The organism is Streptomyces lusitanus, from assembly GCF_042647945.1.
Lineage (GTDB): Bacteria > Actinomycetota > Actinomycetes > Streptomycetales > Streptomycetaceae > Streptomyces > Streptomyces pseudogriseolus.
Genome location: NZ_JBHRWL010000015.1, coordinates 296,789 through 319,518 on the forward strand (window position 1 = coordinate 296,789; position 22,730 = coordinate 319,518).

Below are 22,730 nucleotides of genomic sequence, written 5' to 3' on the forward strand. Positions count from 1 at the left end.
CGGGTGGGCGGGCAGGCAAGATGGGGTGGTGACCCTCATCGATCAGCTGCCGCCGACCGCAGACCCCGACGCCCTGTACGAAGCCTTCGAGTCGTGGGCGCAGGAGCGCGGCCTCACCCTCTATCCGCACCAGGAGGAGGCCCTGATCGAGGTGGTGTCGGGGGCGAACGTGATCGTCTCGACGCCCACCGGGTCCGGCAAGAGCATGATCGCCGCGGGTGCCCACTTCGCGGCGCTGGCGCGCGACGAGGTCACCTTCTACACGGCCCCCATCAAGGCGCTGGTCTCGGAGAAGTTCTTCGAGCTGTGCAAGATCTTCGGTACCGAGAACGTCGGCATGCTCACCGGCGACGCGTCCGTGAATGCCGACGCCCCGGTGATTTGCTGCACCGCCGAGGTACTGGCGTCGATCGCGCTGCGCGACGGCAAGGCCGCCGACGTCGGCCAGGTCGTGATGGACGAGTTCCACTTCTACGCGGAGCAGGACCGCGGCTGGGCCTGGCAGATCCCGCTGCTGGAGCTGCCGCAGGCGCAGTTCGTGCTGATGTCGGCGACGCTCGGCGACGTCTCCTTCTTCGAGAAGGACCTCGCCCGGCGCACGGGCCGGCCCACCGCCGTCGTCCGCTCGGCGACCCGGCCCGTGCCGCTGTCGTACGAGTACCGGTACACGCCGCTCACCGAGACGCTGACCGATCTGCTCGAGGCCCGGCAGGCGCCGGTGTACATCGTGCACTTCACCCAGGCGCAGGCGGTGGAGCGGGCGCAGGCGCTGATGAGCATCAACATGTGCACGCGGGAGGAGAAGGACAAGATCGCCGACCTGATCGGCAGCTTCCGCTTCACCACCAAGTTCGGCCGCAACCTGTCCCGTTACGTGCGGCACGGCATCGGCGTGCACCACGCCGGCATGCTGCCCAAGTACCGGCGGCTGGTGGAGAAGCTGGCGCAGGCGGGTCTGCTGAAGGTCATCTGCGGCACCGACACCCTCGGGGTGGGCGTCAACGTGCCCATCCGCACGGTGCTGTTCACCGCGCTCACCAAGTACGACGGCAACCGGGTGCGCACGCTGCGGGCGCGGGAGTTCCACCAGATCGCGGGGCGCGCCGGGCGGGCCGGCTTCGACACCGAGGGCTTCGTGGTGGCCCAGGCGCCGGAGCACGTCGTCGAGAACGAGAAGGCGCTGGCGAAGGCGGGCGACGACCCGAAGAAGCGGCGCAAGGTGGTGCGCAAGAAGGCCCCCGAGGGTTTCGTCGCGTGGAGCGAGCAGACCTTCGAGAAGCTCATCGGGTCCGAGCCGGAGCCGCTGACCTCCCGCTTCCGCGTCACCCACACCATGCTGCTGTCGGTGATCGCCCGGCCCGGCAACGCCTTCGAGGCGATGCGCCGTCTGCTGGAGGACAACCACGAGCCGCGCAAGCAGCAGCTGCGCCACATCCGGCGGGCGATCGCCATCTACCGGTCGCTGCTGGACGGCGGCATCGTCGAGAAGCTCGACCGGCCCGACGCGGAGGGGCGCATCGTGCGTCTCACCGTCGACCTCCAGCACGACTTCGCGCTCAACCAGCCGCTGTCCACGTTCGCGCTGGCCGCGTTCGAGCTGCTGGACCCCGAGTCGCCGTCGTACGCGCTGGACATGGTGTCCGTGGTGGAGTCCACGCTGGACGACCCGCGGCAGATCCTCGCCGCCCAGCAGAACAAGGCGCGCGGCGAGGCGGTCGCCGCGATGAAGGCCGACGGGGTGGAGTACGAGGAGCGCATGGAGCGCCTCCAGGACATCACCTACCCGAAGCCGCTGGAGGAGCTGCTCTTCCACGCGTACGACACGTACCGCAAGTCCCACCCGTGGGTCGGCGACCATCCGCTGTCGCCGAAGTCCGTGATCCGGGACATGTACGAGCGGGCGCTGTCCTTCACGGAGCTGGTGTCCCACTACGAACTGGCCCGCACCGAGGGCATCGTGCTGCGCTACCTCGCGAGCGCCTACAAGGCGCTGGAGCACACCGTCCCCGACGACCTGAAGTCGGAGGACCTGGTGGATCTGATCGCCTGGCTGGGCGAGACGGTGCGCCAGGTCGACTCCAGCCTGCTGGACGAGTGGGAGCAGCTCGCCAACCCGGAGGAGATGACCGCCGAGGAGGCCCAGGAGAAGGCCGACCAGGTCAAGCCGGTCACGGCGAACGCGCGCGCCTTCCGGGTCCTGGTCCGCAACGCCATGTTCCGGCGGGTGGAGCTCGCCGCCCTCGACCAGGTGGACGAACTGGGCGAGCTGGACGGCGAGTCCGGCTGGGACGCGGACGCGTGGGGCGAGGCGATGGACAAGTACTGGGACGAGTACGAGGAACTCGGCACCGGTCCGGACGCCCGCGGCCCGAAGCTGCTGATCCTCGACGAGCAGCCGGAGAACGGGCTGTGGCGGGTCCGCCAGATCTTCGACGACCCGAACGGCGACCACGACTGGGGCATCAGCGCCGAGGTCGACCTGACCGCCTCCGACGCGGAGGGCCGTGCCGTCGTGCGGGTCACCGCCGTCGGCCAGCTGTGAGCACAGGAGAGACGCACCCATGACGAACCCGGCCGAGAGCCTCGTCGATCTGCTCGACCTGGAGCAGATCGAGGTCGACATCTTCCGCGGCCGCAGCCCGCAGGAGTCCTTGCAGCGGGTCTTCGGGGGACAGGTCGCGGGCCAGGCGCTGGTCGCCGCCGGCCGTACCACGGAGGGCGACCGCCCGGTGCACTCGCTGCACGCGTACTTCCTGCGCCCGGGCCGGCCCGGGGTGCCGATCGTGTACCAGGTGGAGCGCGTGCGGGACGGCAGGTCGTTCACGACCCGCCGGGTCACCGCCGTGCAGCAGGGTCGGACCATCTTCAATCTGACCGCCTCCTTCCACAAGCCTGAACAGGGGAGTTTCGAGCACCAGCTGCCGCCGGCCCGCGAGGTGCCGGACCCCGAGTCGCTGCCGACGGTCGCGGAGGAGATCCGGGAGCATCTGGGCGCGCTGCCGGAGCAGTTGGAGCGGATGGCGCGCCGCCAGCCCTTCGACATCCGCTATGTCGACCGGCTGCGCTGGAAGCCGGACGAGATCGAGGGCGCGGAGCCGCGCAGCGCGGTGTGGATGCGCGCGGTCGGGCCGCTCGGCGACGATCCGCTGGTGCACACCTGCGCGCTGACGTACGCCAGCGACATGACGCTGCTGGACGCGGTGCGGATCCCGGTGGAGCCGCTGTGGGGTCCGCGCGGGTTCGACATGGCGTCGCTGGACCACGCCATGTGGTTCCACCGGCCGTTCCGGGCGGACGAGTGGTTCCTGTACGACCAGGAGTCGCCCATCGCTACGGGCGGCCGCGGGCTGGCGCGCGGACGGATCTACGACCGGGAGGGCCGCATGCTGGTCTCGGTGGTCCAGGAAGGACTCTTCCGGGCGCTGTGAGGTGAGACGCGCCCCGTCACCGGGCACACCGACCGCTCACGGGCGCGGCCCTGTCCGGGCGGCTCGGACGGTGCGGGCGCCTCGGACGGTCCGGACGGTGCGGGCGGTCCGGTGGCGCCAGCGGGCGAGCAGACCTCGGCGTCCGACACGGTCGGTGGCGGCCGGGGTGTTCGGAGCGTCCGGGCGGGCCGGGGGCGCGGGTCGGGACGGAGCGGGTGAGAGCACCGGCCCGCGGGACGCGGGCGGCCGGGGTGCCGGGCGATGGGCCCGGGCCTCGTCCACCAGGCGTGCCAGGTCGGCCCGCAGCCACGCGATCTCGTCCGGGTCGCACGCCGTCATGAGGTCCGCCGCGATCCGCGCCCCCGGCGAGTCCGGGCTCGCCCCGCCGGGCGGCCGGCGGCGGAACCCGTTGAGGTGGGACCGGTCGTAGGGGTCCCGCACCACCTGCGCCACGTGCAGAGGGTCGAGGAACGACGCGACCGCGCCCGCGCGGGCCCAGGGGTCCTCGTCCTCCCGGAGCAGGAAACCGAGGTGCCTGCTGCGCCAGTTGCGGGGCCGCAGGTCGATACCGGAGTCCAGCAGACCGCGCAATCCCTCGGGCGTACGCCCGGTCAGCAGCGGCGCGTTCTTCTCGTCGCCGCCGAACAGCCGCAGCTCGTCGGCGAGATAGAGCCAGACCACGGCACGGTAGCGATTGAGGTGGAACGCCACCGGAACCAGCAGGCCGAGCCTCGCCAGCCGGGTGAACCTCGTCTTCGCCACGTCCAGCAGCGCGGCGCCTTCCGCGGTCCCCACGGCGTGCACGCTGCGGCGCAGCGTCTCGGGGAACCCCGGTCCGGCGCGCAGCCGTTCGATCTCAGCCCGCGCGACCCGCCGCTCCCCCGGCGTCCTGCCGGGCTCCGTGCGGATGCGGCCGAGTCGCACGCCCAGGTCGAACTCGGTGCGTCGCAGGCCGAGCTCGCGGGCCGCGCGGCCGGTCGTGACCCAGGTGTCGTCCGTCGCCACGACCGGCCGGACACTCGTGTCGAAGGCCGTGACGGATCGCCGCGTGGTGGTCGTGGTGGTGGTCGTCCGCTGTCGGGACATGCTCGTCTCCCCCGTGCGTATGGAGGGCGGACGCCGGTCGCGCCCGCTCCGGGAAAGACGGTAGCCGTTCCGTCACGTTGCGTGGCGACCCTGTGGACAACCTTCGCCGGAACGGCGAAAGCGCTGGTCAGGCGCCCGCACCTGGTTCCGGTCGGCGGGTGTCGACATCCAGATGTTCGCCGACCCGGTTGACGAGCAGCGTCATCTCGTAGGCGATGTGCCCGATGTCGGCCTCGGCGCCGCTCAGGACGCACAGGCAGCTTCCGGAGCCGGCGGCGGTGACGAAGAGCACCGCCTCGTCGAACTCGATCATCGTCTGGCGCACCCCGCCCGCGCCGAAGTGCCGCCCCGAGCCCTTGGCGAGGCTGTGCAGCCCGGACGAGACGGCGGCCAGATGCTCGGCGTCCTCGCGGCGCAGGCCCGTGCTCGCCCCCGTCACCAGGCCGTCGTTGGAAAGGATCAGCGCGTGCCGTACGTGTTCGACGCGCTGGGTCAGGTCGTCCAGCAGCCAGTCGAGTCCCTGGTTCTGCCCCATGTCGTGTGTCTCCCCCTGTTGTCCCCGTGTGCCCCGTGTCGTCCCCTCCGGTCGAGAGGGTCCCTCAGCCAGCCTTACCCACGACCGGGCGACGGGCAAGGAAGATGAGAGCCATGGGACACAAGATGACCGAGGAAGAGTGGCGGGCGTTCGTCTCGCACGGCACCCGCACCGGGAAACTGGCCACCGTCCGGGCCGACGGGCGTCCGCACCTGGCGCCGGTCTGGTTCGTGCTCGACGGGGACGAGGTGGTGTTCAACACCGGCGCGGCGACCGTGAAGGGGCGCAACCTGGCCCGCGACGGGCGGATCGCCCTCTGCGTGGACGACGACCGGCCGCCCTTCGCGTACGTGATCCTGGAGGGCCGGGCGCGTCTCTCGGAGGATCCCGGGGAGCTGCGGCACTGGGCCGCCCGGATCGGCGCGCGGTACATGGGCGAGGACCGCGCCGAGGAGTTCGGCGCCCGCAACGGTGTGCCGGGGGAGCTGCTGGTCCGGGTCCGGGTCGACAAGGTGCTGGCCGAAAAGGGCGTGGCGGACTGACAGCTGGCGGGGCGCCGGGCGGACCGGCTCCCGCCGCGGTCATCCCACCGAGTCGAGCAGCCGGGCGGTGTGCATGCGCCCGGCGTACTCGACGAGCTGGATGAGCACCTCCTTGCCCGACGCGCGTTCGCGGGCGTCGCACAGCACCACCGGCGTTCCGGGGTCGAGGTCGAGCGCCCGGCAGACGCTGCGCGCGTCGTGCCGCCGGGCTCCGGCGAAGCAGTTGACGGCGACGACGAAGGGAATCTTCCGGTGCTCGAAGTAGTCGACCGCGGGAAAGCAGTCCTCCAGCCGCCGGGTGTCCGCCAGGACGACCGCGCCGAGCGCGCCCTGCGCCAGTTCGTCCCACAGGAACCAGAAACGGTCCTGCCCCGGGGTGCCGAAGAGGTACAGGGAGAGCCCGGAGCGGATGGTGATGCGGCCGAAGTCCATGGCGACGGTCGTGGTGACCTTGTGGTCGACGCCGTCGGTGTCGTCCACCGTCCGCCCGGCCTCGCTGAGCATCTCCTCGGTGCGCAGCGGCCGGATCTCGCTGACCGCGCCCACCAGCGTGGTCTTCCCCACGCCGAAACCGCCGGCGACCAGGATCTTCAGCGCCAGAGCCGTCGTCTCGCCGGCGGGGGCGTCGGGGTGTTCGGAGGCCATCGTTCGCTTCTTTCGTGAAGGTGGTGCAAGGCTCTTTCGTCGGTCTTTCACCGATGGGGCGCGACACGGCTGTCGTGCCGTCAGGACGTGGGCGACCGCGGGGCCCGCCACAGCGTCCGTGTGGCCCGCCACAGCGCCCGTGTGGCCCGCTACAGCGCTCGCAGGCCCGCGATCACCTCGCGGAGCACCCGTTCGTCGGGCAGCTGGGCGGGCGGTACGGGCCGGCTGACGGCGACGAGGCCTCGCTCCAGCAGGTCGCCGAGGAGGACCCGGACGACGCCGACGGGCAGATCGGCGCCGGCCGCGAGTTCGGCGACGGACTGGGTCTCCGGGCGGCACAGGTCGATCAGCGCGCGGTGCTCGGGGCCGAGCGCGGGGTCGTCGTGGGCGGGCGCAGTGGGGTCCAGGGTGACCAGGGCGATCAGGTCGAAGCGCACGCCGGAGGGTCCTGGTGCGGTGCGCCCGCCGGTCACGGCGTAGGGCCGGACCAGCGGGCCGGCCTCGTGGTCGTACCACTGGCTGCCCGGTTCGCGCGGGGCGCCGGTCGTGTCGTCGGTCATCTGCTCGGACCGCTTCCTCGTCTCATCCGGCCGGCGGCCGGGCGGCGACGCGCGGCGCGGTGTCCAGGTGCTCGCCCACGCGCCGGACGAGCCGTGCCATCTCGTAGGCCACGAGGCCGATGTCGGCGGTGACGGAGGTGAGCACCGCGAGGCAGGAGCCCTCCCCCGCGGCGGCCACGAACATGAAGGCGTCGTCCATCTCGACCATGGTCTGGCGTACGCCGCCGGCCCCGAAGTGGCGTCCCGCGCCCTTGGCGAGGCTGTGGAAACCGGAGGCGACGGCGGCGAGGTGCTCGGCGTCCTCGCGGCCGAGGCCGCCGGAGGCGCCCATGGCGAGTCCGTCGCCGGACAGCACCACGGCGTGCCGTACGTCGGCGACGCGGAGCACCAGGTCGTCGAGCAGCCAGTCGAGTTCGCCGGAGCGCCGGCCTGCGCCGGTGCGCGGTTCCTGGATCATGCGGGGTCTCCTTCGGTGCTGGGCCTCTCCGTGCCGCGGGCGGCGCCGGGCGGCCGGCCGCCGCCGCGCGTCCAGCCGTCGCGGTAGGCCGCCATGCGGTCCCGTACGAGTTCGGGGGTGCGGTCGTCGTCCCGGCCGTCGCCCCGTGCGGGCCCGGGCGTGTCCGTGCGGCCGTCGCGGAGCTGGGGCGCCAGGCTGGCCTGGCGTACCCGGCGGGGCAGGTCGTCGGAGCCGGCCGGCTCCTCCGGGCGGTGCAGGCGCAAGGTGGCGGCTCCCTGAGGACTGCGGGGTGCGGCGTCCGCGTCGGCGTGCGGCACGGGGTGCGTTGGGGCGCGGTGGTCCGGCGGCGGGTCGGCGACGGGGGCCACCAGGGCGCGCCGGGTGTCGGGGGCGGCGACCGCCCTGGGCCGGCGCGGGCCGTGGGCGGGCCCGGGGTGCGGGACGGAGGCGGGCCCGGGGTGCGGGACGGAGGCGGGCTCGCGCGGGTCCGGCTGGTCCCCGGCGGGTGTCCCGTCCGGCCTGCCGGGACGTTCCTGCTCGGCGTGTTCGCCGAGCAGCGCGGTGGGGAGCAGGACGACCGCGGTGGTGCCGCCGTAGGGGGAGGTCTTGAGGTGCACCTTGATCGCGTGGCGGGCGGCGAGCCGGCTGACCACGAAGAGGCCGAGCCGGTCGCTGTCGAACAGGTCGAGCGCCTCGGACTCGGTGATGCGGCGATTGGCCTCGGCGAGGGCCTCCTTGCCCATGCCCAGGCCGCGGTCCTCGACCTCGACGGCGTAGCCGTTGCCGACGGGCTCGCCGGTGACCCGCACCCGGGTGTGGGGCGGCGAGAACTGCGCCGCGTTCTCGATGATCTCGGCGAGGAGGTGGGTGAGGTCGGCGACGGCCGCGCCCGCGACGGACGTCTCGGCGAGCTGCCGCACCTCCACGCGCGCGTAGTCCTCCACCTCGGAGACGGCCGCGCGCACCACGTCGGTCAGCGGCACGGGCTTGCGCCAGGCGCGGCCCGGGGCGGCGCCGGAGAGGATGATGAGGCTTTCCGCGTGACGGCGCATGCGGGTGGTGAGGTGGTCGAGGCGGAAGAGATCGCTCAGCTCGTCCGGGTCGTCGGAGCGGCGTTCCATGCTGTCGAGCAGACTGAGCTGACGGTGCACCAGGACCTGGCTGCGGCGGGCGAGGTTGACGAAGACCCCGCTGATCCCGCCGGCCAGTTCGGCCCGTTCCACGGCGGCGCGCAGCGCGGCCCGGTGGACGGTGCCGAGGGCCTCGGCGACCTGGCCGGTCTCGTCCTGCGCGGGCGGTCCGTGCGGGGCCTCCGCCCGGATGTCGATCTCCCCGCCTCCCCGCAGTTTCCGCATGGCCGCGGGGAGTTTGCGGTGGGCGATGTCGAGGGCGTCGTCGCGCAGGGCGACCAGCTCGATCACCAGGCCGCGTCCGATGCGGACCGAGATGACGAGGGACGCCCCGGCGGCGAGGAGGCCGAACAGCACGGCCGCACCGGCCGGCCCGAGCAGGCCGCGCTCCACGGGGTCGGCGCGCCCGGCGACCGACTCCGCCGCCCGCTGCTCGACGGTCCGCAGCTCGTCTTGCACCCGGGCGTGCGCCGCGTCCCAGGTGGCGCGGGGCACGGCTTCCGCGGCCCGTGTCCCCGGGTCGGCGGCGAGGATCTTGTCCTCGGCCGTGTAGAGGACGGCGTAGGGGCGGCTGTCGGCGAGCGTGCCCCACGCGGTGCGGGCGGCTTCGGGCAGGTCGGGCGTGGCGGAGGCGGTGAGCGTGCGGCGTAGTTCGACCGCCCCGGTGAACAGGCGCAGGCGGTCCCCGGCGAGGCTGCCGTGCAGCCGGGCAGCGGCCAGGATCGCGTCCTCCTGGGCGAGGGCCTCGCCCGCGCGGGAGAACTCGAGCAGCACGCGCGCGTGGGCGCCGAGTTCGGCGTCCTGGACGCCGGTGAGGGCGCCGCCCACGCCGAAGGCCCCGGCGATGGCGTCCGTGTACCGCTCGTACGTCCGGGCCCAGCCGGCGCGGCCCTCGCGGACCTCCGCGCGCAGCGGACGCAGCCGTTCCGCCGCGGTGACGAAGGCGTCGAGCCGCTCGGCGGCCGCGCGGGGCAGCGCATGTCCGTCGGCGACGGTACGGTCCTCGCCGAGCCGCAGACGGGCGACGGCCCGGTCGGTGCGCTGCGCGAGACGGGTGAGCTCCGCGTCCCCGACGGCCGCCGTGTCGGACGCGCGGCGCACGGCGGCGGCCCGCTCGGCCTGGAGCGCGGTGAGGGCCTCGGCGACCGGGGCGCGCACGGCGGCGTCGGCGCGCTGCACCTGGCGCAGCCGGGCGACGTCCTGGGCGGTGGTCACGGTGGCGTACCCCCAGAGGGCGAGCAGGGAGACGACCGGCACCATCAGCAGGCAGATGATCTTGGCGCGGACGGTGCGGGGACCGGACGGGCCGCGCAGACGCGGTGCGCCCGTCCCGGCCGGGTCCGCCGGGGACAGCGGTCCCTCGTCGGCGGGCGGACCGGCGTGGGCGCGCCGCCCGCGGACGGGAGGCGGGGGCGGCGCCTCGGCGCGGGCGCTCGGGGTCCTCCGGGGTGTGCGCATGGACTCCTCGCTCGTAGGGGCGTCGTGCGGGGCGGGCCGCGGGGACGGTGGTCAGGGGACGGCGGTCAGGGGACGGGATGCCCGGCCGGCCGGCGGGCGGAGGCGGACGTGTGGCGTTCCCCGGCCGCCGGGGACAGCGCCACGAAGGCGGAGGTGACGAAGAGGTAGGCGCCGAGGCCGACGGCGAGCGGGAAGACGAACGACATGGCGCTCGCCCCGGGCAGCGGCTCGCCGGAGGGCGTGACCCGCACGCCGACCGCGTACATGCCGGTGTAGTGCATGCTGCTGACGGCCGCGCCCATGATCAGGGAGGCGACGGTGACGGCGGCCGGGGAGCGGATGGCGAGGGCCGCCCACAGCGCGGCCGTGGCGGCGACGACGGCGATGAGCACGGACAGCGCGACGCGCACCGGGTCGTAGCTCACCTCGCCGTGCAGCCGGACCGCCGCCATGCCCAGGTAGTGCATGCCGGCGACGCCGAGACCGGTGGTGAGCCCGCCGAGCAGCAGGGCCTGGACGCGGCCGGGGTGACGGCCGACGGCGAACACGCCCGCGCAGACGAACAGCATGGCGACCACCAGGCTGGCCAGGGTGAGCGGCACGTCGTAGCGGATGTCGGTGCCGCTCACGCCGAAGCCGAGCATGGCCGTGAAGTGCATGGTCCAGATGCCGGTGGCGATCGCCGAGGCGGCGGTGAGCAGCCAGTTGCGGCGCACGCGGCCGGTGGCAGCGAGCGCGCGGACGGTGCAGCGCAGCCCGAGGGCGGCGCCGGTGCAGGCCATCGCGTACGACAGCACGGGGGTGAGCCACCCGAGGGTGGCGTGGTCCAGGTGTCCCATGACCCGGGGACGCTAGGGGGCGCGGGCGCACCGAGGGGGCGCGTTTCGAAAGCGGCGCGAAGTTGACGCACCGGTGGCGGGGTACGACCGCATCACGCTCGAACGTGCGCACACGGTGTCGCCGGTTCCGGTGAGGGATCATGCGGTGCATGAGCGACGACCACACACATGTGCAGGAGTTCTTCAGCGCCCGCGCCGCCGACTGGGACCGCCGGTTCCCCGACGACGGCCCGGCCTACGCCGCCGCGGTCGCCGAGCTGGGGCTGCGCGAGGGCGGCCGGGTGCTGGACGCGGGCTGCGGCACCGGGCGGGCGCTGCCCGCGCTGCGCGCGGCGGTGGGCCGGTCCGGGGTGGTGCTGGGCGCGGACCTGACCCCGGCGATGCTGCGGGAGGCGGCGCGGGCCGGCCGGGACCGGGACGGGGCGCTGCTGCTGACGGACGTGGCGCGGCTGCCGTTGCGCGCGTCCTCGCTGGACGCCGTGTTCGCGGCCGGGCTGATCGCGCATCTGCCGCAGCCGGCCGAGAACCTGCGGGAGATCCGGCGCGTGGTGCGGCCCGGCGGGGTGCTCGCGCTGTTCCACCCGGTCGGACGGGCCGCCCTCGCCGCACGCCAGGGGCGTGAACTTACCCCGGACGACCTGCGCGCCGAGCCGAACCTGCGGGCGCTGCTCACGAGCGCGGGCTGGCGCATGACGTCGTACGTCGACGAGGACACGCGGTTCCTGGCGCTGGCGGTACGGGACGCCTGAGGCGTGTCGCGTGTCTGCGGGGCTTTCGTGCAGAGTCCGCGAACAGTTCCGCGCGGAGGGCCGTTTCGCCCCGTCCGGCCGGAAACCTGCAGCTCCGGGCGCGGGTGCGGGGTCGTGACAACGGGCGCGGGGTCGGCATAGGGTGCGCGCCGACGGACGAACCGATGGGGAGGCTGGGATGGCCGGGACGGACCAGGAAGCCGTCGCCGCCGACGACGACGCGCTCTACGTGCTGACGGCGGCGCTGCTGACGCCCGCGAAGTTCCCCAGCGTGCTGGGCGACGACTACCCCGAGGCGTGCGCGGCGCTCGGCCTTCCGCCCGTGGCCGACGGCTACGGGCTGGTGCTCGGCCAGGACGGGGACGGCGCCCGGTGGACCGTGGTCGTCGACGACGTCTCGCTGGTCGCGGTGGCGATCGCGTCCTGGGACTGCGGCATGGAGCACGATCTGTCGCCGGACGAGCGCACGGTCGTCGCCGCGCTGCCCGGCTGGCCCCTCGCGGTGGCCGTGGCGGCGCCGAACGTGCCGGCGCCGCACGACCCCTCCCCCGACGTGGCGGACATGCCGCCGCTGTCGCCGCCGGACGCGGAGGTGTGGGGGCCGGCCCAGCGGCGTCTGGGGGCCGACGAGATCGCGCTCCAGTGGGCGACGTGGCGCGAGCAGGTGGACGACTCGGCGTTCCCGACGCCGGATGCGGCGCCGACGGGCGCCGGCGAGGGCGCGGGCAGCGGCGAGGCGAGCAGCCCGGCGAGCGGTGAGCGCGCGGGAGCGTCGGCGGGCGGGCACGGCGGTATCCGCAGGGTGCTGGCCGAGGCACGCGCCTACGTCGACTCGCCGCCGCCGCTGGGCCGGGTGCGGTCGTCCTTCGCACCGGGCGGTGCGCGGACGCTGCGCGCGGACGGCCCCGGGTGGTCGCTGGTCGCGCGGACGGACGACATCGCCTTCGTCCTCCTCGACGACGAACCCGGCGAGGTGCTTCCGGTCGGGCGGGGACCGGAACTGCCGGGGCTGCTCAAGGCGCTGGACGAGATGGCCGTACGGCCGCTGTGAGGCGGGGTACGCGGCAGGACGCGCGGGGCGCCCCGCGCCGGCGGGTGCGCGGCGGGACGCGCATCACCGCGCGCGCTTCGGGGCGGCCGGTGCCTCCGGCGTCCTCCCCTCCGCCGACGCGTCCGTGCGTGCCCCGCCTCAGCGGCCCAGCTGCTTGCGGGTGTTCCGCCGCAGGCGTCGCCGCTGGGACGGGTCCAGGGCGAGGTAGGCGGCCGCCGGGACTCCCAGGATGATCAGGAGCGAGGCCCACCAGGGCAGCCATATGAGCAGGATGAGCCCGACCGCCACACCCCCCGCGGCGATCTTCGCGTTCTTCGACATGTACGTCGCCTCCTTCGCGGCCACTGCCGCTCTCTGACCTGAAAACGGGTCCGCGTCGGCGGCGGTTCCTGGCCGCCACCCTGAGACGTCCCTGAGATGCGCCCCCTAAGGTCTCGCGGCGGCCCACGGCCTCCTCCCTCACCATGGTGACCCACCTCACACGGCAGGGGTACCCGCGGAACGCGTCGGGTCTCGTGCGTCAGGGAGCGTCCACGCCGTCGAGCCCCGGCAGCAGCGACTCCAGCCCGCTGGGCAGCGCGGTGGGCAGGCCGCTCGGCCAGTCGCTGGGCAGCTCGGTCGGGAAGCCCGAGGGCAGTTCCGTGGGGAAGTCCGAGGGCAGCAGCCCGGTCGGGAACTCCGACGGGAGATCCAGGGACGGGCCTCCCGTGGCGGTCTCGGTGGGCTCCGTGTCCGGGCCGTCCTCGTCCGACGTGACGAGCACGGCGAGCGAGACGACCAGCGCCGCCACGACCACGGCGAGCAGCAAAATCACGAGCCGGCGTCGGCCACCCGGGCCACGGCCTGGCCCACCTCCCCCGCCGTCGTCGCCGGGCGGACCGAAGCCTCCGCCGTGCGGCGGGGGCGCGTCGTGCGGCGGGCCGGGCGGCTGCTGGGGCGGTACCGGTGGCGTGGCCATGCACACATCGTCGCCGCGCGCCCGCGCCCGCGCGAGAAGACGGCGGTGAAACCGCCCGCCAGTCGTGGCACCCGCGCGGAACGCTCCGCTCTCCGCAAGCCGAGCTCACGCGCCGCGCACACCCGGCGCACTGGGTGCGCCCTCACACACACGTGGCCGCACACCCCAGGTCCACCGAACAGCGTCGCGCCCCCGTCCCTGACGCACGGGGGCGCGACGCTGCACCGGCGACCAAAAACGCGCTCCGCGTATCGGCGTGCGCCCCGCCGACCGCCGCCCACCCGGCGAACACCCGGCCGACGGTTGTCGGCCGGGGCCCGCCCCCAAAAAAGGGACGGACCCCGGCCAAGGGCGTCAGCCCCGTGCGCCCAGCAGGTGGTCCATCGCCAGCTGGTCGAGCCGTTCGAAGGCCATGCCCCGCGCGGCGGCCGCGTCCGGGTCGAAGTCCTCGAACGCGGCGCGGTCGTCCAGCAGCGCCTGGAGGCCGTCGGCCGCCGTCGGCTGGGCGAGCTGGTCCAGACGCGCCGCGCGCAGCGCCTCCTGCACCTCCGGGTCCGCGCGGAAGGCGGCCGCGCGCTCCTTGAGGATCAGGTAGTTGCGCATGCAGCCGGCCGCCGAGGCCCACACGCCGTCGAAGTCCTCGGTCCGCGGCGGCTTGAAGTCGAAGTGGCGCGGGCCCTCGTAGCCGGCCGTCTCCAGCAGGTCCACCAGCCAGAACGCGGCGCGCAGGTCGCCGGCGCCGAAGCGCAGGTCCTGGTCGTACTTGATGCCGGACTGGCCGTTGAGGTCGATGTGGAACAGCTTGCCCGCCCACAGCGCCTGGGCGATGCCGTGCGGGAAGTTGAGCCCGGCCATCTGCTCGTGGCCGACCTCCGGGTTGACGCCGTACAGCTCCGGGCGCTCCAGGCGCTCGATGAAGGCGAGGGCGTGGCCGATGGTCGGCAGGAGGATGTCGCCGCGGGGCTCGTTCGGCTTGGGCTCGATGGCGAAGCGGATGTCGTAGCCCTGGGAGGTGACGTACTCGCCGAGCAGGTCGAAGGCCTCCTTCATCCGGTCCAGCGCGACCCGGACGTCCTTGGCGGCGCCGGACTCGGCGCCCTCCCGGCCGCCCCAGGCGACATAGGTCTGCGCGCCGAGCTCGACCGCGAGATCGATGTTGCGGATGGTCTTGCGCAGCGCGTACCGGCGCACGTCACGGTCGTTCGCGGTGAAGCCGCCGTCCTTGAACACCGGGTGGGTGAACAGGTTGGTGGTCGCCATCGGGACCTTCATGCCGGTCTCGTCCAGCGCCTGGCGGAACCGCTTGACGTGCTCGGCGCGCTCGCTGTCGCTCGAGCCGAAGGGGATGAGGTCGTCGTCGTGGAACGTCACGCCGTGCGCGCCGAGCTCGGCGAGGCGGCGGACGGACTCGGCCGGGTCGAGGGCGCCGCGGGTGGCGTCGCCGAAGGGGTCCCGTCCCTGCCAGCCGACGGTCCACAGGCCGAACGTGAACTTGTCCTCGGGGGTGGGCTGGTAGCTCATGCCGCGGCTCCTTGCTCGCTGAGACTATTTCGTCATGGCGGTTTACAAATTAGTATGCAGGAACATTTCTGGGAAGAGACACACCCCGCCGGGACGCGGAAGTGGGTCGCAGGAGAGGGAGAGACCGATGTCAGCAGCCGAGGGTCCGCTCGTCGTCGGCGTGGACACATCCACCCAGTCCACCAAGGCCCTGGTCGTCGACGTGGCGACCGGCAGGGTCGTCGCGAGCGGCCAGGCGCCGCACACGGTGACCTCCGGCGCGGGCCGGGAGAGCGATCCGCGTCAGTGGTGGGACGCCCTCACCGAGGCGCTCCGGCAGTGCGGCGAGGCGGCGCACGAGGCCGCGGCGGTGTCGATCGGCGGGCAGCAGCACGGCCTGGTCACGCTGGACGGGCACGGGGAGCCGGTCCGCCCGGCGCTGCTGTGGAACGACGTGCGGTCCGCCCCGCAGGCAAGCCGGCTGGTCGAGGAGCTGGGCGGCGCGAAGTTCTGGGCGCAGCGCACCGGCAGCCTGCCCACCGCGTCCTTCACGGTCACCAAGTGGGCCTGGCTGGCGGAGCACGAGCCGGACGCGGTGCGCGCCACGAAGTCGGTCCGCCTGCCCCACGACTACCTCACCGAGCGGCTCACCGGGCAGGGCACGACCGACCGCGGCGACGCCTCGGGCACCGGCTGGTGGGCCTCGGGCACGGAGGCGTACGACGAGGAGATCCTCGCGCACGTGGGGCTCGACCCGGCGCTGCTGCCGCGCGTGGTGCGTCCCGGTGAGGTCGCCGGGACCGTGCGCGACGGCCACGACCTGCCGTTCTCCAAGGGCACGCTGGTGGCGTGCGGGACGGGTGACAACGCCGCCGCCGCGCTGGGCCTCGGGGTGCGCCCCGGCACCCCGGTGATGAGCCTCGGCACCTCGGGCACCGTGTACGCGGTGTCGGAGCACCGGCCCGCCGACCCGACCGGCACCGTGGCCGGCTTCGCCGACGCGCGCGGCGACTGGCTGCCACTGGCCTGCACGCTCAACTGCACGCTCGCCGTGGACCGGGTCGCCGCCCTGCTCGGCCTGGACCGCGAGGCCGTCGAGCCGGGCCGCGGCGTCACGCTGCTGCCCTTCCTGGACGGCGAGCGCACCCCCAACCTCCCGCACTCCTCGGGGCTGTTGCACGGCCTGCGCCACGACACCACCGGCGGCCAGCTGCTCCAGGCCGCCTACGACGGCGCCGTGTACTCCCTGCTCGCCGCGCTGGACCTGGTCCTCGACCAGGACGCCGACCCGTCGGCGCCCCTGCTGCTGATCGGCGGGGGCGCCCGCGGCACCGCCTGGCAGCAGACCGTACGGCGGCTGTCCGGGCGGCCCGTGCAGGTGCCCGAGGCGAAGGAGCTGGTCGCGCTCGGCGCGGCGGCCCAGGCGGCCGGGCTGCTCACCGGGGAGGACCCGGCCGCGGTGGCCCGCCGCTGGGGGACGGCGCGGGGGCCGGTGCTGGACGCGGTGGAGCGGGACGAGGAGACCCTGTCCCGGCTGGCCGGGGTACTCTCCGACGCGGCCCCGCTGCTGGAGCGCGCCCCGGGCGACAGCTGACGCCCGGCAGGCACCGCCCCACGGCGGCCACCTGCCTGCCGGCCGCCGTGGGACGTCCGCCCGGGGACGTCCACCGTGGGAGCCGTGGTCGTCCGCCGGGTGCGGACGGCACCGAACCGAGGATTGACGGAGGAATGAGCGCACCGCCGCACAAGGCCCGCCCGGCAGGTCAGGGGCGCGCCCTGCCCGACACCCAGCAGGGCATGCGCCGCCGCAACCTGTCGCGGGTGCTGCACACCGTCCGGGACGACGGGCCGCTGTCCCGGGCCGCCGTCGCCTCCCGCATCGGGCTGACCCGCGCGGCGGTGTCCACGCTGGTCGACGAACTCATCCGCACGGGGCTGCTGGAGGAACTGGGCCCTGAGCGGCCCGGGCGGGTCGGCCGCCCCGGCTCCGCCCTCGCGGTCAGCGGGCGGGGGGCGGCCGGCATCGGCGCGGAGGTCGGCGTCGACCACCTCGCCGTGTGCGCGGTCGACCTGCGCGGGGAGGTCCGGGCGCGGGCGGTGCGGCATGTGCCGAACCGTGACCGCTCCCCCGAGCCCGTGCTCGGTGAACTCACCGAGCTGATCCACCGGGTGACGGCCGAGGCGGAGAGCGAGGGGCTGTGGCCGGCCGGGCTCGCGGTCGCCGTCCCCGGCCTGGTGGCCCGCGACGCCCGCACCGTCGTCCGCGCGCCGAACCTCGGCTGGCTCGACACGGACCTCGGCCCGCTGCTCCCCGAGAAGCTGCCGCTGACGGTGGCCAACGAGGCCAACTTCGGCGCGCTCGCCGAACTGTGGCTCGGCGAGGACACCCCGCGCGACTTCCTGCACGTCTCGGCCGAGATCGGCATCGGCGCGGCGGTCGTCGTGGACGGGCGGGTGCTGCACGGCAACCGGGGGTTCGCGGGCGAACTGGGCCATGTGCCGGTGTGGCCCGACGGCCCGTCGTGCGCCTGCGGCGGCCGGGGCTGCCTGGAGCAGTACGCGGGCGAGGAGGCGGTGCTGCGCGCGGCCGGCCTCGAACCCGGCGAGGACCGGGTCGGCCTGCTCGCGGGCCGCGCCGAACAGGGCGACGCCGCGGTACGACGCGCCCTGCACGACGCGGGCACGGCCCTGGGCATCGCCCTGACCGGGGCGGTCAACCTCCTGGACCCCGAGAACGTGGTGCTGGGCGGCGCGCTGTCCGGGCTGTCGCCCTGGCTGCTGCCGTCGCTCCGCTCGGAACTGGCCCGGCGCACGGCGGGCCCGTCCTGCCCGGTCTCCGTCTCCGCCCTGGGCCCTCAGGGCCCGCTGCTGGGCGCCGCCCACTCGGTAGTCCGCGCGGTCCTCGACGACCCGGCAGCGGTGGCGGAACGGGGCTGACACCGTCGCGAGGTCGCCCCGGGGCGTCCCGGATGCCGGACCACACGCGGCTGGGCCGCACGGCGGCTGCGGAACTCCGGCCCCTCGTCGGCCAGGGCCGACACCCGTGTTCCAGCGACCGGGAAACTCCGCGCGCGTCCCGCGCCCGCGGGGGCACCGTCCCGGCGCCGCCCCGGCCGGACCGGCCGTCCCCGAGCCCCCTCACCGCCCCGGCGGTGACCAGCAGCCGCCCCTCAACCCGGCCGTGAGGGCTCCGCCCTCACGGCCGCAGGCTGCTGACGATGTCCGCCGTGGCCGTCAGGCCGCTGTGGATCGTGGGGGCGATGCTCGTGCTGGCCAGGTAGAAGCCGAGCAGCAGACAGACCAGGGCGTGCGAGATCTTCAGCCCGCCGTTGCGCAGGAAGATCACCGCCAGGACCGAGAGCAGCAGCACCACAGAGATGGAAATGGCCATCGTCAACCTCCTCCGCCACACCTGTTTCGCGGCGTTCGGCCGCAAGTGTGGCGTAGCGGAGGGTTCGTCCGGGCGGCTGACCTGTCCGCCGAACGTGTGGTGTCACACCTTCCTGTGGGCGTCGAGGAACGCTTCAAGGCCCGCCAGGTCGTCGGTGTTGAGGTGGTCGACGTCCGCCGCGACCAGTTCCGTCCACAGCGCGTCACGGGCGGGACCCGGCACGTCCGGGGTGGCCCAGAACCGCACCCGCTGCCCCCGGGCGTGGGCCGTGCCCACCAGCGTGCGCAGTTTCCGGCGTTCCGCCTCGGGGAACGCGCCGACGCCCTGCCAGGTGAAGTTGAGGGTCCAGTTGTCGCTGATGAGCGGCGCGAACGAGGCCGGCGCCGGGCCGCCGAGGTCGGTGAGGCGGCCGTCGTAGAAGGCGTGGCGGACCCGCTGGGCCTCCATGGGCGCGCGGGCGGCGCGGTCGCCGGAGACGACGGCGGTGACGGGCCCGCGGAGCACCCTGCCGTGGGCGTACGTCGTGAACAGGTGCTTGTAGCGGCGCAGTCGGCGGTCGAGTTCCGCGTAGGTCGACGCGCCCTCCGTCTTCAGGTCGATCAGCAGCTGGAGCGAGCCGCGGTCACCTCGGTACACCGTGCCTCGGTTGGCGCGGACGCGGGCGGCGAGCGGGTCCAGGTACAGCGACTCCAGGGTGCGGGCGGGGTCGAGGTCCTCGGGGTCGTGGGCGACCAGCAGCTGTCCGCCGACGAGGTAGACGTCCGCCTCCACGCTGCCGAAGCGGTGGTCGAGGGCGTCGAACAGCGGGCGCGGGTGCTCGTAGTCGTTGTGCGCGTGGGCGCGCCACAACGGGCGCGGGCGGTGCGGGTGTTGGCCGGCGAGGGCCTGGGCCGCGGGGAGGGCGGCCGGGCTCGTGAGGGCGACGCCGAGGGCGGTGAGGGCTCTGCGACGGGTGGTGAGGGCCATGCTCTGCCTCCCTGAGGTGCCGTACGGGGTCCCAGCGAGTATGGGGTCCCGTGACGGCCAAGGAGCAGAGACGTGCGAGGAGTTGGCCGGTTCGCCGTCGCCTGTTCATTCGCGCGCCGCACCCGGACACCGGCGGCCCGTCCCCTCGTGGGAGAAGACGGGCCGCCGGTATGGAACCCGTCAGGGCGCGCGCAGGTCCACCAGGTCCGCCAGCGCTTCCCGGTGGGCGCCCGCCGTGCCGTAGGCGATCGAGTCGGCCTTGGCGCGCTTCAGGCGCAGGTGCACCGGGTGTTCCCAGGTCATGCCGAGGCCGCCGTGCAGTTGCAGGGCCTCCTCGGCGGCGCGGACGGCGACCGGAGCGGCGTAGGCCTGGGCCACGGTGACCGACACGTCCGTGTCCTCGCCCGTCGCGAGGGCGTCGGCGGCGGCCCGCGCGGCGGCGCGCAGGCTGACGACCTCCAGCCACAGCTGGGCGAGCCGGTGCTTGAGCACCTGGAACCCGCCGACGGGACGGTTGAACTGCTTACGGTCCTTCAAGTACCGCACGGTTTCGGTCAGCGCCCACTCGGCGACGCCGAGTTGTTCCGAGGCGAGCAGTCCCGCACCGGCGCGCAGGGCGCGCCGCACGGCGGGCTCCGCGTCGCCGACGCGTCGGCCCTGGGCGGCGTCGAGGGTGACGCGGGCGAGGGGGCGGGTGAGGTCGAGGGACGTCTGCGGGGTGACGGTGACCGCGTCGGCGGTCACCGCGTACAGCCCGCCGTCGTCCGCCGGCACCAGCAGGACGTCGGCGACGGCGGCGTCCGCGATGCCCGTCAACTCGCCGTGCAGGGCGCCGCCGTCCGCGCGGACGGCGGCGAACGCGGCGCCAGGGGCGGTGTGCAGGCCGACGGCGAGCGCGCCGACCACACGTCCGGACGCCAGGCCGTCGAGCAGGTCACCGGCGTCCGCGCAGGCCAGCAGCGCCTCGGTGGCCACCACGGCGCTGGTCAGATACGGCACGGGGGCGACCGCGCGCCCCAGCTCCTCCAGGACGACGGCGGCCTCGCGGTGCGTGGCGCCCTGTCCGCCCCGGTCCTCGGGGACCAGCAGCCCGGCGAGGCCCATGCCGTCGGCGAGGGTCTTCCACAGGGCCGGGTCGTGCGGGGCGTCCGACTCGGCGCGGGCGAGCACGGACGTCGTGTCGCAGTGGTCGGTGAGCAGGTCCCGGACGGCGGCGCGCAGCGCCTCTTCCTCCTCCGAGTACAACAGATCGCTCATCGGGCGAGGTCCTTCCAGGCGACGTCCTTGTCGGTGCGCGGCTCGGCGGGCAGGCCCAGGACGCGCTCGGCGACGATGTTCAGCAGGACCTCGCTGGTCCCGCCCTCGATGCTGTTGCCCTTGGAGCGCAGATAGCGGTAGCCGGCGTCGCGGCCGGTGAAGTCGACCAGTTCGGGGCGGCGCATGGTCCAGTCGTCGTACAACAGGCCTTCCTCGCCGCGCAGTTCCACCTCCAGGCCGCTGATCTCCTGGTTGAGGCGGGCGAAGGCGAGCTTCATGCCGGCTCCCTCGGGGCCGGGCTGTCCCGCGACGAGCTGCTGGCGCAGGCGTTCGCCGGTGAGCCGGGCGACCTCCGCGTCGACCCAGAGCCTCAGCAGCCGCTGGTGCAGGTCGTGGGTGCGCAGCTCGGGGCGTTCGCGCCAGGTCTTCGCGACCGGGCCGATCATGCCGCCCTCGCGGGGCAGCCGCATGCCTCCGATGGCGACGCGCTCGTTGTTCAGGGTGGTCTGGGCGACCCGCCAGCCGTCGCCGACATCGCCGAGGCGGTGGGCGTCGGGGATGCGGACGTCGGTGAGGAACACCTCGTTGAACTCGGCCTCACCGGTGATCTGCCGCAGTGGCCGCACCTCGACGCCGGGGTCGGTCATGTCGCACACGAAGTAGGTGATGCCGCGGTGCTTGGGCACGTCCGGGTCGGTGCGCGCGATGAGGATGGCCCAGCGGGCGAGATGGGCGCTGGAGGTCCACACCTTCTGCCCGTTGACCGTCCAGGTGTCGCCCTCCCGGACCGCGCGCGTGCCCAGCGCGGCCAGGTCGGAGCCGGCGCCGGGTTCGCTGAAGAGCTGGCACCAGACCTCCTCCCCGGTCCACAGCGGCCGCAGGAAGCGCGTCTTCTGCTCGTCCGTGCCGTACTGGAGGATCGTCGGGGCGGCCATGCCGAGGCCGATGCCGATGCGGCGCGGGTCGTTGTCGGGGGCGCCGGCGGCCTCCAGTTCGGCGTCCACGACGGCCTGGAGGGAGCGCGGCAGGCCGAGCCCGCCGAGCCCTTCGGGGAAGTGCACCCAGGCGAGTCCGGCGTCGAAGCGGGCGCGCAGGAAGTCCAGGCGGTCCGTCTGCGCGGGCGGGTGCGCGGTGAGCAGCTCCCGGGTGCGGCGGCGCAGTTCGTCGGCGTCGGTCATGCCGCGGCTCCGTTCTCCGCGGCGGGCACGACGGCGACCCGGCCGGTGGTGACGCCGTCGGCGACGCGCTGCACGGCGTCGGCGGCCCCGGCGAGCGGCACGCGCTCGCTCACCAGCGGCTTGATCGCGCCCCGGGCGGCGAGTTCGGTGAGCTGTTCGTGGCAGTGCTGGACCAGCTTGGGGTTCTTCGTGTTGTACAGGCCCCAGTGCAGGCCGAGGATCGCGTAGTTCTTGATCAGGGCGTGGTTGAGGGCGGGGCTCGGGATGGCGCCGCTCGCGAAGCCGACGACCACGATGCGGCCCTCGAAGGCGACGGTCTTGGCGGACTGGGTGTACGCCTCGCCGCCGACCGGGTCGAAGACGACGTCCGCGCCGCGTCCGCCGGTGGCCTCCTTGACCGCGGCGACGACGTCCTGCTCACGGCGGTCGATCACCACGTCGCAGCCCAGTTCGCGGGCCACGGCGGCCTTGTCGGCGCCGCCCGCCACGCCGATGACGGTGGCGCCGGCCGCCTTGCCGAGCTGCACGGCGGCGCTGCCGACCCCGCCCGCGGCGGCGTGCACGAGCAGGGTCTCGCCCGCCTCCAGGCGGGCCCGCCGGTGCAGGGCGAACCAGCCGGTCTGGTAGCCGATGTGCAGGGCGGCGGCCTCGGCGTCGTCCAGCGCGTCGGGCGCAGGCAGCAGCGCGGCGGCGTCCGCGACGGCGTACTCGGCGAAACCGCCGTGCGGCAGCGCGGGGTTGGCGATCACGCGGCGGCCGTCCTCGGTCTCGCCGCAGATCTCCACGCCGGGCGTGAACGGCAGCGGCGGCCTGACCTGGTACTGGCCCCGGCACATCAGGGCGTCGGGGAAGTTGATGTTGGCGGCGCGCACCCGGAGCAGCACCTGCCCCTCGCCGGGCGTCGGCCGTTCGACGTGGGCGAGGCGCATCACCTCGCCCGGCTCGCCGAGTTCGTGCACTTGCCATGCCTGCATGCGGGGCCTCCACGGGACGGTGAACG

General features: G+C 74.4%; 22 protein-coding genes. 7 read left to right on the forward strand and 15 right to left on the reverse strand.

Annotated features, from left to right (window positions below):
* The first annotated feature begins 28 nt into the window (after nucleotides 1–28).
* Nucleotides 29–2,542: a DEAD/DEAH box helicase gene (locus ACFOSY_RS22165; protein ID WP_394309573.1), complete on the forward strand. Its 2,514-nt coding sequence runs from the start codon at nucleotides 29–31 to the stop codon at nucleotides 2,540–2,542.
* A 19-nt stretch (nucleotides 2,543–2,561) separates the two neighbouring features.
* Nucleotides 2,562–3,428, forward strand: a complete 867-nt coding sequence (locus tag ACFOSY_RS22170) for an acyl-CoA thioesterase (RefSeq protein ID WP_006135159.1) — start codon at nucleotides 2,562–2,564, stop codon at nucleotides 3,426–3,428.
* A gap of 36 nt (nucleotides 3,429–3,464) precedes the next feature.
* On the opposite strand, the gene ACFOSY_RS22175 is transcribed toward ACFOSY_RS22170, so the two are convergent.
* Both ACFOSY_RS22175 and ACFOSY_RS22180 read right to left on the reverse strand, forming a co-directional pair.
* Nucleotides 3,465–4,514: a DUF6397 family protein gene (locus ACFOSY_RS22175; protein ID WP_394309575.1), complete on the reverse strand. Its 1,050-nt coding sequence runs from the start codon at nucleotides 4,512–4,514 to the stop codon at nucleotides 3,465–3,467.
* Nucleotides 4,515–4,641: 127 nt separating this feature from the next.
* Entirely contained in the window at nucleotides 4,642–5,049 is a 408-nt protein-coding gene (locus ACFOSY_RS22180) for a roadblock/LC7 domain-containing protein (protein ID WP_006135162.1), read from the reverse strand.
* Nucleotides 5,050–5,162: 113 nt separating this feature from the next.
* Between ACFOSY_RS22180 and ACFOSY_RS22185 the strand changes: the two genes are divergently transcribed.
* On the forward strand, nucleotides 5,163–5,591 hold the full coding sequence (locus tag ACFOSY_RS22185; RefSeq protein ID WP_394309578.1) for a PPOX class F420-dependent oxidoreductase: 429 nt from the start codon (nucleotides 5,163–5,165) through the stop codon (nucleotides 5,589–5,591).
* 39 nt (nucleotides 5,592–5,630) lie between these two features.
* Here ACFOSY_RS22185 and ACFOSY_RS22190 read toward each other — a convergent pair whose 3' ends face one another.
* The 5 genes from ACFOSY_RS22190 to ACFOSY_RS22210 all read right to left on the reverse strand — a co-directional run bounded on the left by ACFOSY_RS22190 (nucleotide 5,631) and on the right by ACFOSY_RS22210 (nucleotide 10,680).
* A complete protein-coding gene (locus ACFOSY_RS22190) occupies nucleotides 5,631–6,236 on the reverse strand; it encodes a GTP-binding protein (RefSeq protein ID WP_394309580.1) in 606 nt (201 codons plus the stop codon).
* Between the two features lie 149 nt (nucleotides 6,237–6,385).
* Nucleotides 6,386–6,796, reverse strand: coding sequence for a DUF742 domain-containing protein (locus ACFOSY_RS22195; RefSeq protein WP_394309582.1), 411 nt, complete (start codon nucleotides 6,794–6,796; stop codon nucleotides 6,386–6,388).
* Between the two features lie 22 nt (nucleotides 6,797–6,818).
* Nucleotides 6,819–7,253, reverse strand: a complete 435-nt coding sequence (locus ACFOSY_RS22200; RefSeq protein ID WP_394309584.1) for a roadblock/LC7 domain-containing protein — start codon at nucleotides 7,251–7,253, stop codon at nucleotides 6,819–6,821.
* A complete protein-coding gene (locus tag ACFOSY_RS22205; RefSeq protein ID WP_394309586.1) occupies nucleotides 7,250–9,841 on the reverse strand; it encodes a sensor histidine kinase in 2,592 nt (863 codons plus the stop codon). Before ACFOSY_RS22205 ends, ACFOSY_RS22200 begins: the two co-directional genes overlap by 4 nt.
* Before the next feature lie 65 nt (nucleotides 9,842–9,906).
* The gene (locus tag ACFOSY_RS22210) at nucleotides 9,907–10,680 is read right to left on the reverse strand and encodes an MHYT domain-containing protein (protein ID WP_394309587.1); all 774 of its coding nucleotides are present in this window, start codon (nucleotides 10,678–10,680) and stop codon (nucleotides 9,907–9,909) included.
* Between the two features lie 149 nt (nucleotides 10,681–10,829).
* On the opposite strand from ACFOSY_RS22210, the gene ACFOSY_RS22215 reads away from it, so the two are divergent.
* Together ACFOSY_RS22215 and ACFOSY_RS22220 are read left to right on the forward strand one after the other, a co-directional pair.
* Entirely contained in the window at nucleotides 10,830–11,429 is a 600-nt protein-coding gene (locus ACFOSY_RS22215; protein WP_394309590.1) for a class I SAM-dependent methyltransferase, read from the forward strand.
* 178 nt (nucleotides 11,430–11,607) lie between these two features.
* Nucleotides 11,608–12,480 carry a hypothetical protein gene (locus ACFOSY_RS22220; RefSeq protein ID WP_394309592.1) on the forward strand — a complete coding sequence of 291 codons (873 nt, stop codon included), beginning with the start codon at nucleotides 11,608–11,610 and terminating at the stop codon, nucleotides 12,478–12,480.
* Between the two features lie 138 nt (nucleotides 12,481–12,618).
* Here ACFOSY_RS22220 and ACFOSY_RS22225 read toward each other — a convergent pair whose 3' ends face one another.
* The 3 genes from ACFOSY_RS22225 to xylA all read right to left on the reverse strand — a co-directional run bounded on the left by ACFOSY_RS22225 (nucleotide 12,619) and on the right by xylA (nucleotide 14,959).
* A complete protein-coding gene (locus ACFOSY_RS22225) occupies nucleotides 12,619–12,801 on the reverse strand; it encodes a hypothetical protein (RefSeq protein WP_394309594.1) in 183 nt (60 codons plus the stop codon).
* A gap of 199 nt (nucleotides 12,802–13,000) precedes the next feature.
* Nucleotides 13,001–13,438 carry a hypothetical protein gene (locus ACFOSY_RS22230; RefSeq protein WP_394309596.1) on the reverse strand — a complete coding sequence of 146 codons (438 nt, stop codon included), beginning with the start codon at nucleotides 13,436–13,438 and terminating at the stop codon, nucleotides 13,001–13,003.
* Between the two features lie 354 nt (nucleotides 13,439–13,792).
* A complete protein-coding gene (gene xylA, locus ACFOSY_RS22235) occupies nucleotides 13,793–14,959 on the reverse strand; it encodes a xylose isomerase (protein WP_394309598.1) in 1,167 nt (388 codons plus the stop codon).
* Between the two features lie 127 nt (nucleotides 14,960–15,086).
* On the opposite strand from xylA, the gene xylB reads away from it, so the two are divergent.
* Together xylB and ACFOSY_RS22245 are read left to right on the forward strand one after the other, a co-directional pair.
* Nucleotides 15,087–16,532 (forward strand): xylulokinase, encoded by a 1,446-nt coding sequence (xylB, locus tag ACFOSY_RS22240; protein WP_394309601.1) that lies wholly within the window; start codon nucleotides 15,087–15,089, stop codon nucleotides 16,530–16,532.
* A 134-nt stretch (nucleotides 16,533–16,666) separates the two neighbouring features.
* Nucleotides 16,667–17,875: an ROK family protein gene (locus tag ACFOSY_RS22245; protein ID WP_394309602.1), complete on the forward strand. Its 1,209-nt coding sequence runs from the start codon at nucleotides 16,667–16,669 to the stop codon at nucleotides 17,873–17,875.
* A 259-nt stretch (nucleotides 17,876–18,134) separates the two neighbouring features.
* Here the strand turns inward: ACFOSY_RS22245 and ACFOSY_RS22250 are convergent, their stop codons facing one another.
* The 5 genes from ACFOSY_RS22250 to ACFOSY_RS22270 form a co-directional block, all read right to left on the reverse strand.
* A complete protein-coding gene (locus tag ACFOSY_RS22250) occupies nucleotides 18,135–18,329 on the reverse strand; it encodes a hypothetical protein (protein WP_006135180.1) in 195 nt (64 codons plus the stop codon).
* A 102-nt stretch (nucleotides 18,330–18,431) separates the two neighbouring features.
* Nucleotides 18,432–19,295, reverse strand: a complete 864-nt coding sequence (locus tag ACFOSY_RS22255; RefSeq protein WP_394309604.1) for a phosphatidylinositol-specific phospholipase C/glycerophosphodiester phosphodiesterase family protein — start codon at nucleotides 19,293–19,295, stop codon at nucleotides 18,432–18,434.
* Between the two features lie 180 nt (nucleotides 19,296–19,475).
* A complete protein-coding gene (locus ACFOSY_RS22260; RefSeq protein WP_394309606.1) occupies nucleotides 19,476–20,552 on the reverse strand; it encodes an acyl-CoA dehydrogenase family protein in 1,077 nt (358 codons plus the stop codon).
* A complete protein-coding gene (locus ACFOSY_RS22265; protein ID WP_394309608.1) occupies nucleotides 20,549–21,730 on the reverse strand; it encodes an acyl-CoA dehydrogenase family protein in 1,182 nt (393 codons plus the stop codon). The genes ACFOSY_RS22260 and ACFOSY_RS22265 overlap by 4 nt, the downstream gene beginning before the upstream one ends.
* Complete coding sequence (locus ACFOSY_RS22270) at nucleotides 21,727–22,704, reverse strand: NADPH:quinone oxidoreductase family protein (protein ID WP_394309610.1); 978 nt, start codon at nucleotides 22,702–22,704, stop codon at nucleotides 21,727–21,729. The genes ACFOSY_RS22265 and ACFOSY_RS22270 overlap by 4 nt, the downstream gene beginning before the upstream one ends.
* Between the last annotated feature and the right edge of the window lie 26 nt (nucleotides 22,705–22,730).

Excerpts from the sequence above, each read along its gene's own strand:
- ACFOSY_RS22195 (WP_394309582.1), bottom strand. The coding sequence starts at position 6,796 with ATGACCGACGACACGACCGGCGCCCCGCGCGAACCGGGCAGCCAGTGG.
- xylA (WP_394309598.1), bottom strand. The coding sequence starts at position 14,959 with ATGAGCTACCAGCCCACCCCCGAGGACAAGTTCACGTTCGGCCTGTGG.
- ACFOSY_RS22175 (WP_394309575.1), bottom strand. The coding sequence starts at position 4,514 with ATGTCCCGACAGCGGACGACCACCACCACGACCACCACGCGGCGATCC.
- ACFOSY_RS22210 (WP_394309587.1), bottom strand. The coding sequence starts at position 10,680 with ATGGGACACCTGGACCACGCCACCCTCGGGTGGCTCACCCCCGTGCTG.
- ACFOSY_RS22205 (WP_394309586.1), bottom strand. The coding sequence starts at position 9,841 with ATGCGCACACCCCGGAGGACCCCGAGCGCCCGCGCCGAGGCGCCGCCC.
- xylB (WP_394309601.1), top strand. The coding sequence starts at position 15,087 with ATGTCAGCAGCCGAGGGTCCGCTCGTCGTCGGCGTGGACACATCCACC.
- ACFOSY_RS22270 (WP_394309610.1), bottom strand. The coding sequence starts at position 22,704 with ATGCAGGCATGGCAAGTGCACGAACTCGGCGAGCCGGGCGAGGTGATG.
- ACFOSY_RS22260 (WP_394309606.1), bottom strand. The coding sequence starts at position 20,552 with ATGAGCGATCTGTTGTACTCGGAGGAGGAAGAGGCGCTGCGCGCCGCC.
- ACFOSY_RS22255 (WP_394309604.1), bottom strand. The coding sequence starts at position 19,295 with ATGGCCCTCACCACCCGTCGCAGAGCCCTCACCGCCCTCGGCGTCGCC.
- ACFOSY_RS22245 (WP_394309602.1), top strand. The coding sequence starts at position 16,667 with ATGAGCGCACCGCCGCACAAGGCCCGCCCGGCAGGTCAGGGGCGCGCC.
- ACFOSY_RS22225 (WP_394309594.1), bottom strand. The coding sequence starts at position 12,801 with ATGTCGAAGAACGCGAAGATCGCCGCGGGGGGTGTGGCGGTCGGGCTC.
- ACFOSY_RS22185 (WP_394309578.1), top strand. The coding sequence starts at position 5,163 with ATGGGACACAAGATGACCGAGGAAGAGTGGCGGGCGTTCGTCTCGCAC.
- ACFOSY_RS22170 (WP_006135159.1), top strand. The coding sequence starts at position 2,562 with ATGACGAACCCGGCCGAGAGCCTCGTCGATCTGCTCGACCTGGAGCAG.
- ACFOSY_RS22180 (WP_006135162.1), bottom strand. The coding sequence starts at position 5,049 with ATGGGGCAGAACCAGGGACTCGACTGGCTGCTGGACGACCTGACCCAG.
- ACFOSY_RS22220 (WP_394309592.1), top strand. The coding sequence starts at position 11,608 with ATGGCCGGGACGGACCAGGAAGCCGTCGCCGCCGACGACGACGCGCTC.
- ACFOSY_RS22265 (WP_394309608.1), bottom strand. The coding sequence starts at position 21,730 with ATGACCGACGCCGACGAACTGCGCCGCCGCACCCGGGAGCTGCTCACC.
- ACFOSY_RS22200 (WP_394309584.1), bottom strand. The coding sequence starts at position 7,253 with ATGATCCAGGAACCGCGCACCGGCGCAGGCCGGCGCTCCGGCGAACTC.
- ACFOSY_RS22190 (WP_394309580.1), bottom strand. The coding sequence starts at position 6,236 with ATGGCCTCCGAACACCCCGACGCCCCCGCCGGCGAGACGACGGCTCTG.
- ACFOSY_RS22215 (WP_394309590.1), top strand. The coding sequence starts at position 10,830 with ATGAGCGACGACCACACACATGTGCAGGAGTTCTTCAGCGCCCGCGCC.
- ACFOSY_RS22250 (WP_006135180.1), bottom strand. The coding sequence starts at position 18,329 with ATGGCCATTTCCATCTCTGTGGTGCTGCTGCTCTCGGTCCTGGCGGTG.
- ACFOSY_RS22230 (WP_394309596.1), bottom strand. The coding sequence starts at position 13,438 with ATGGCCACGCCACCGGTACCGCCCCAGCAGCCGCCCGGCCCGCCGCAC.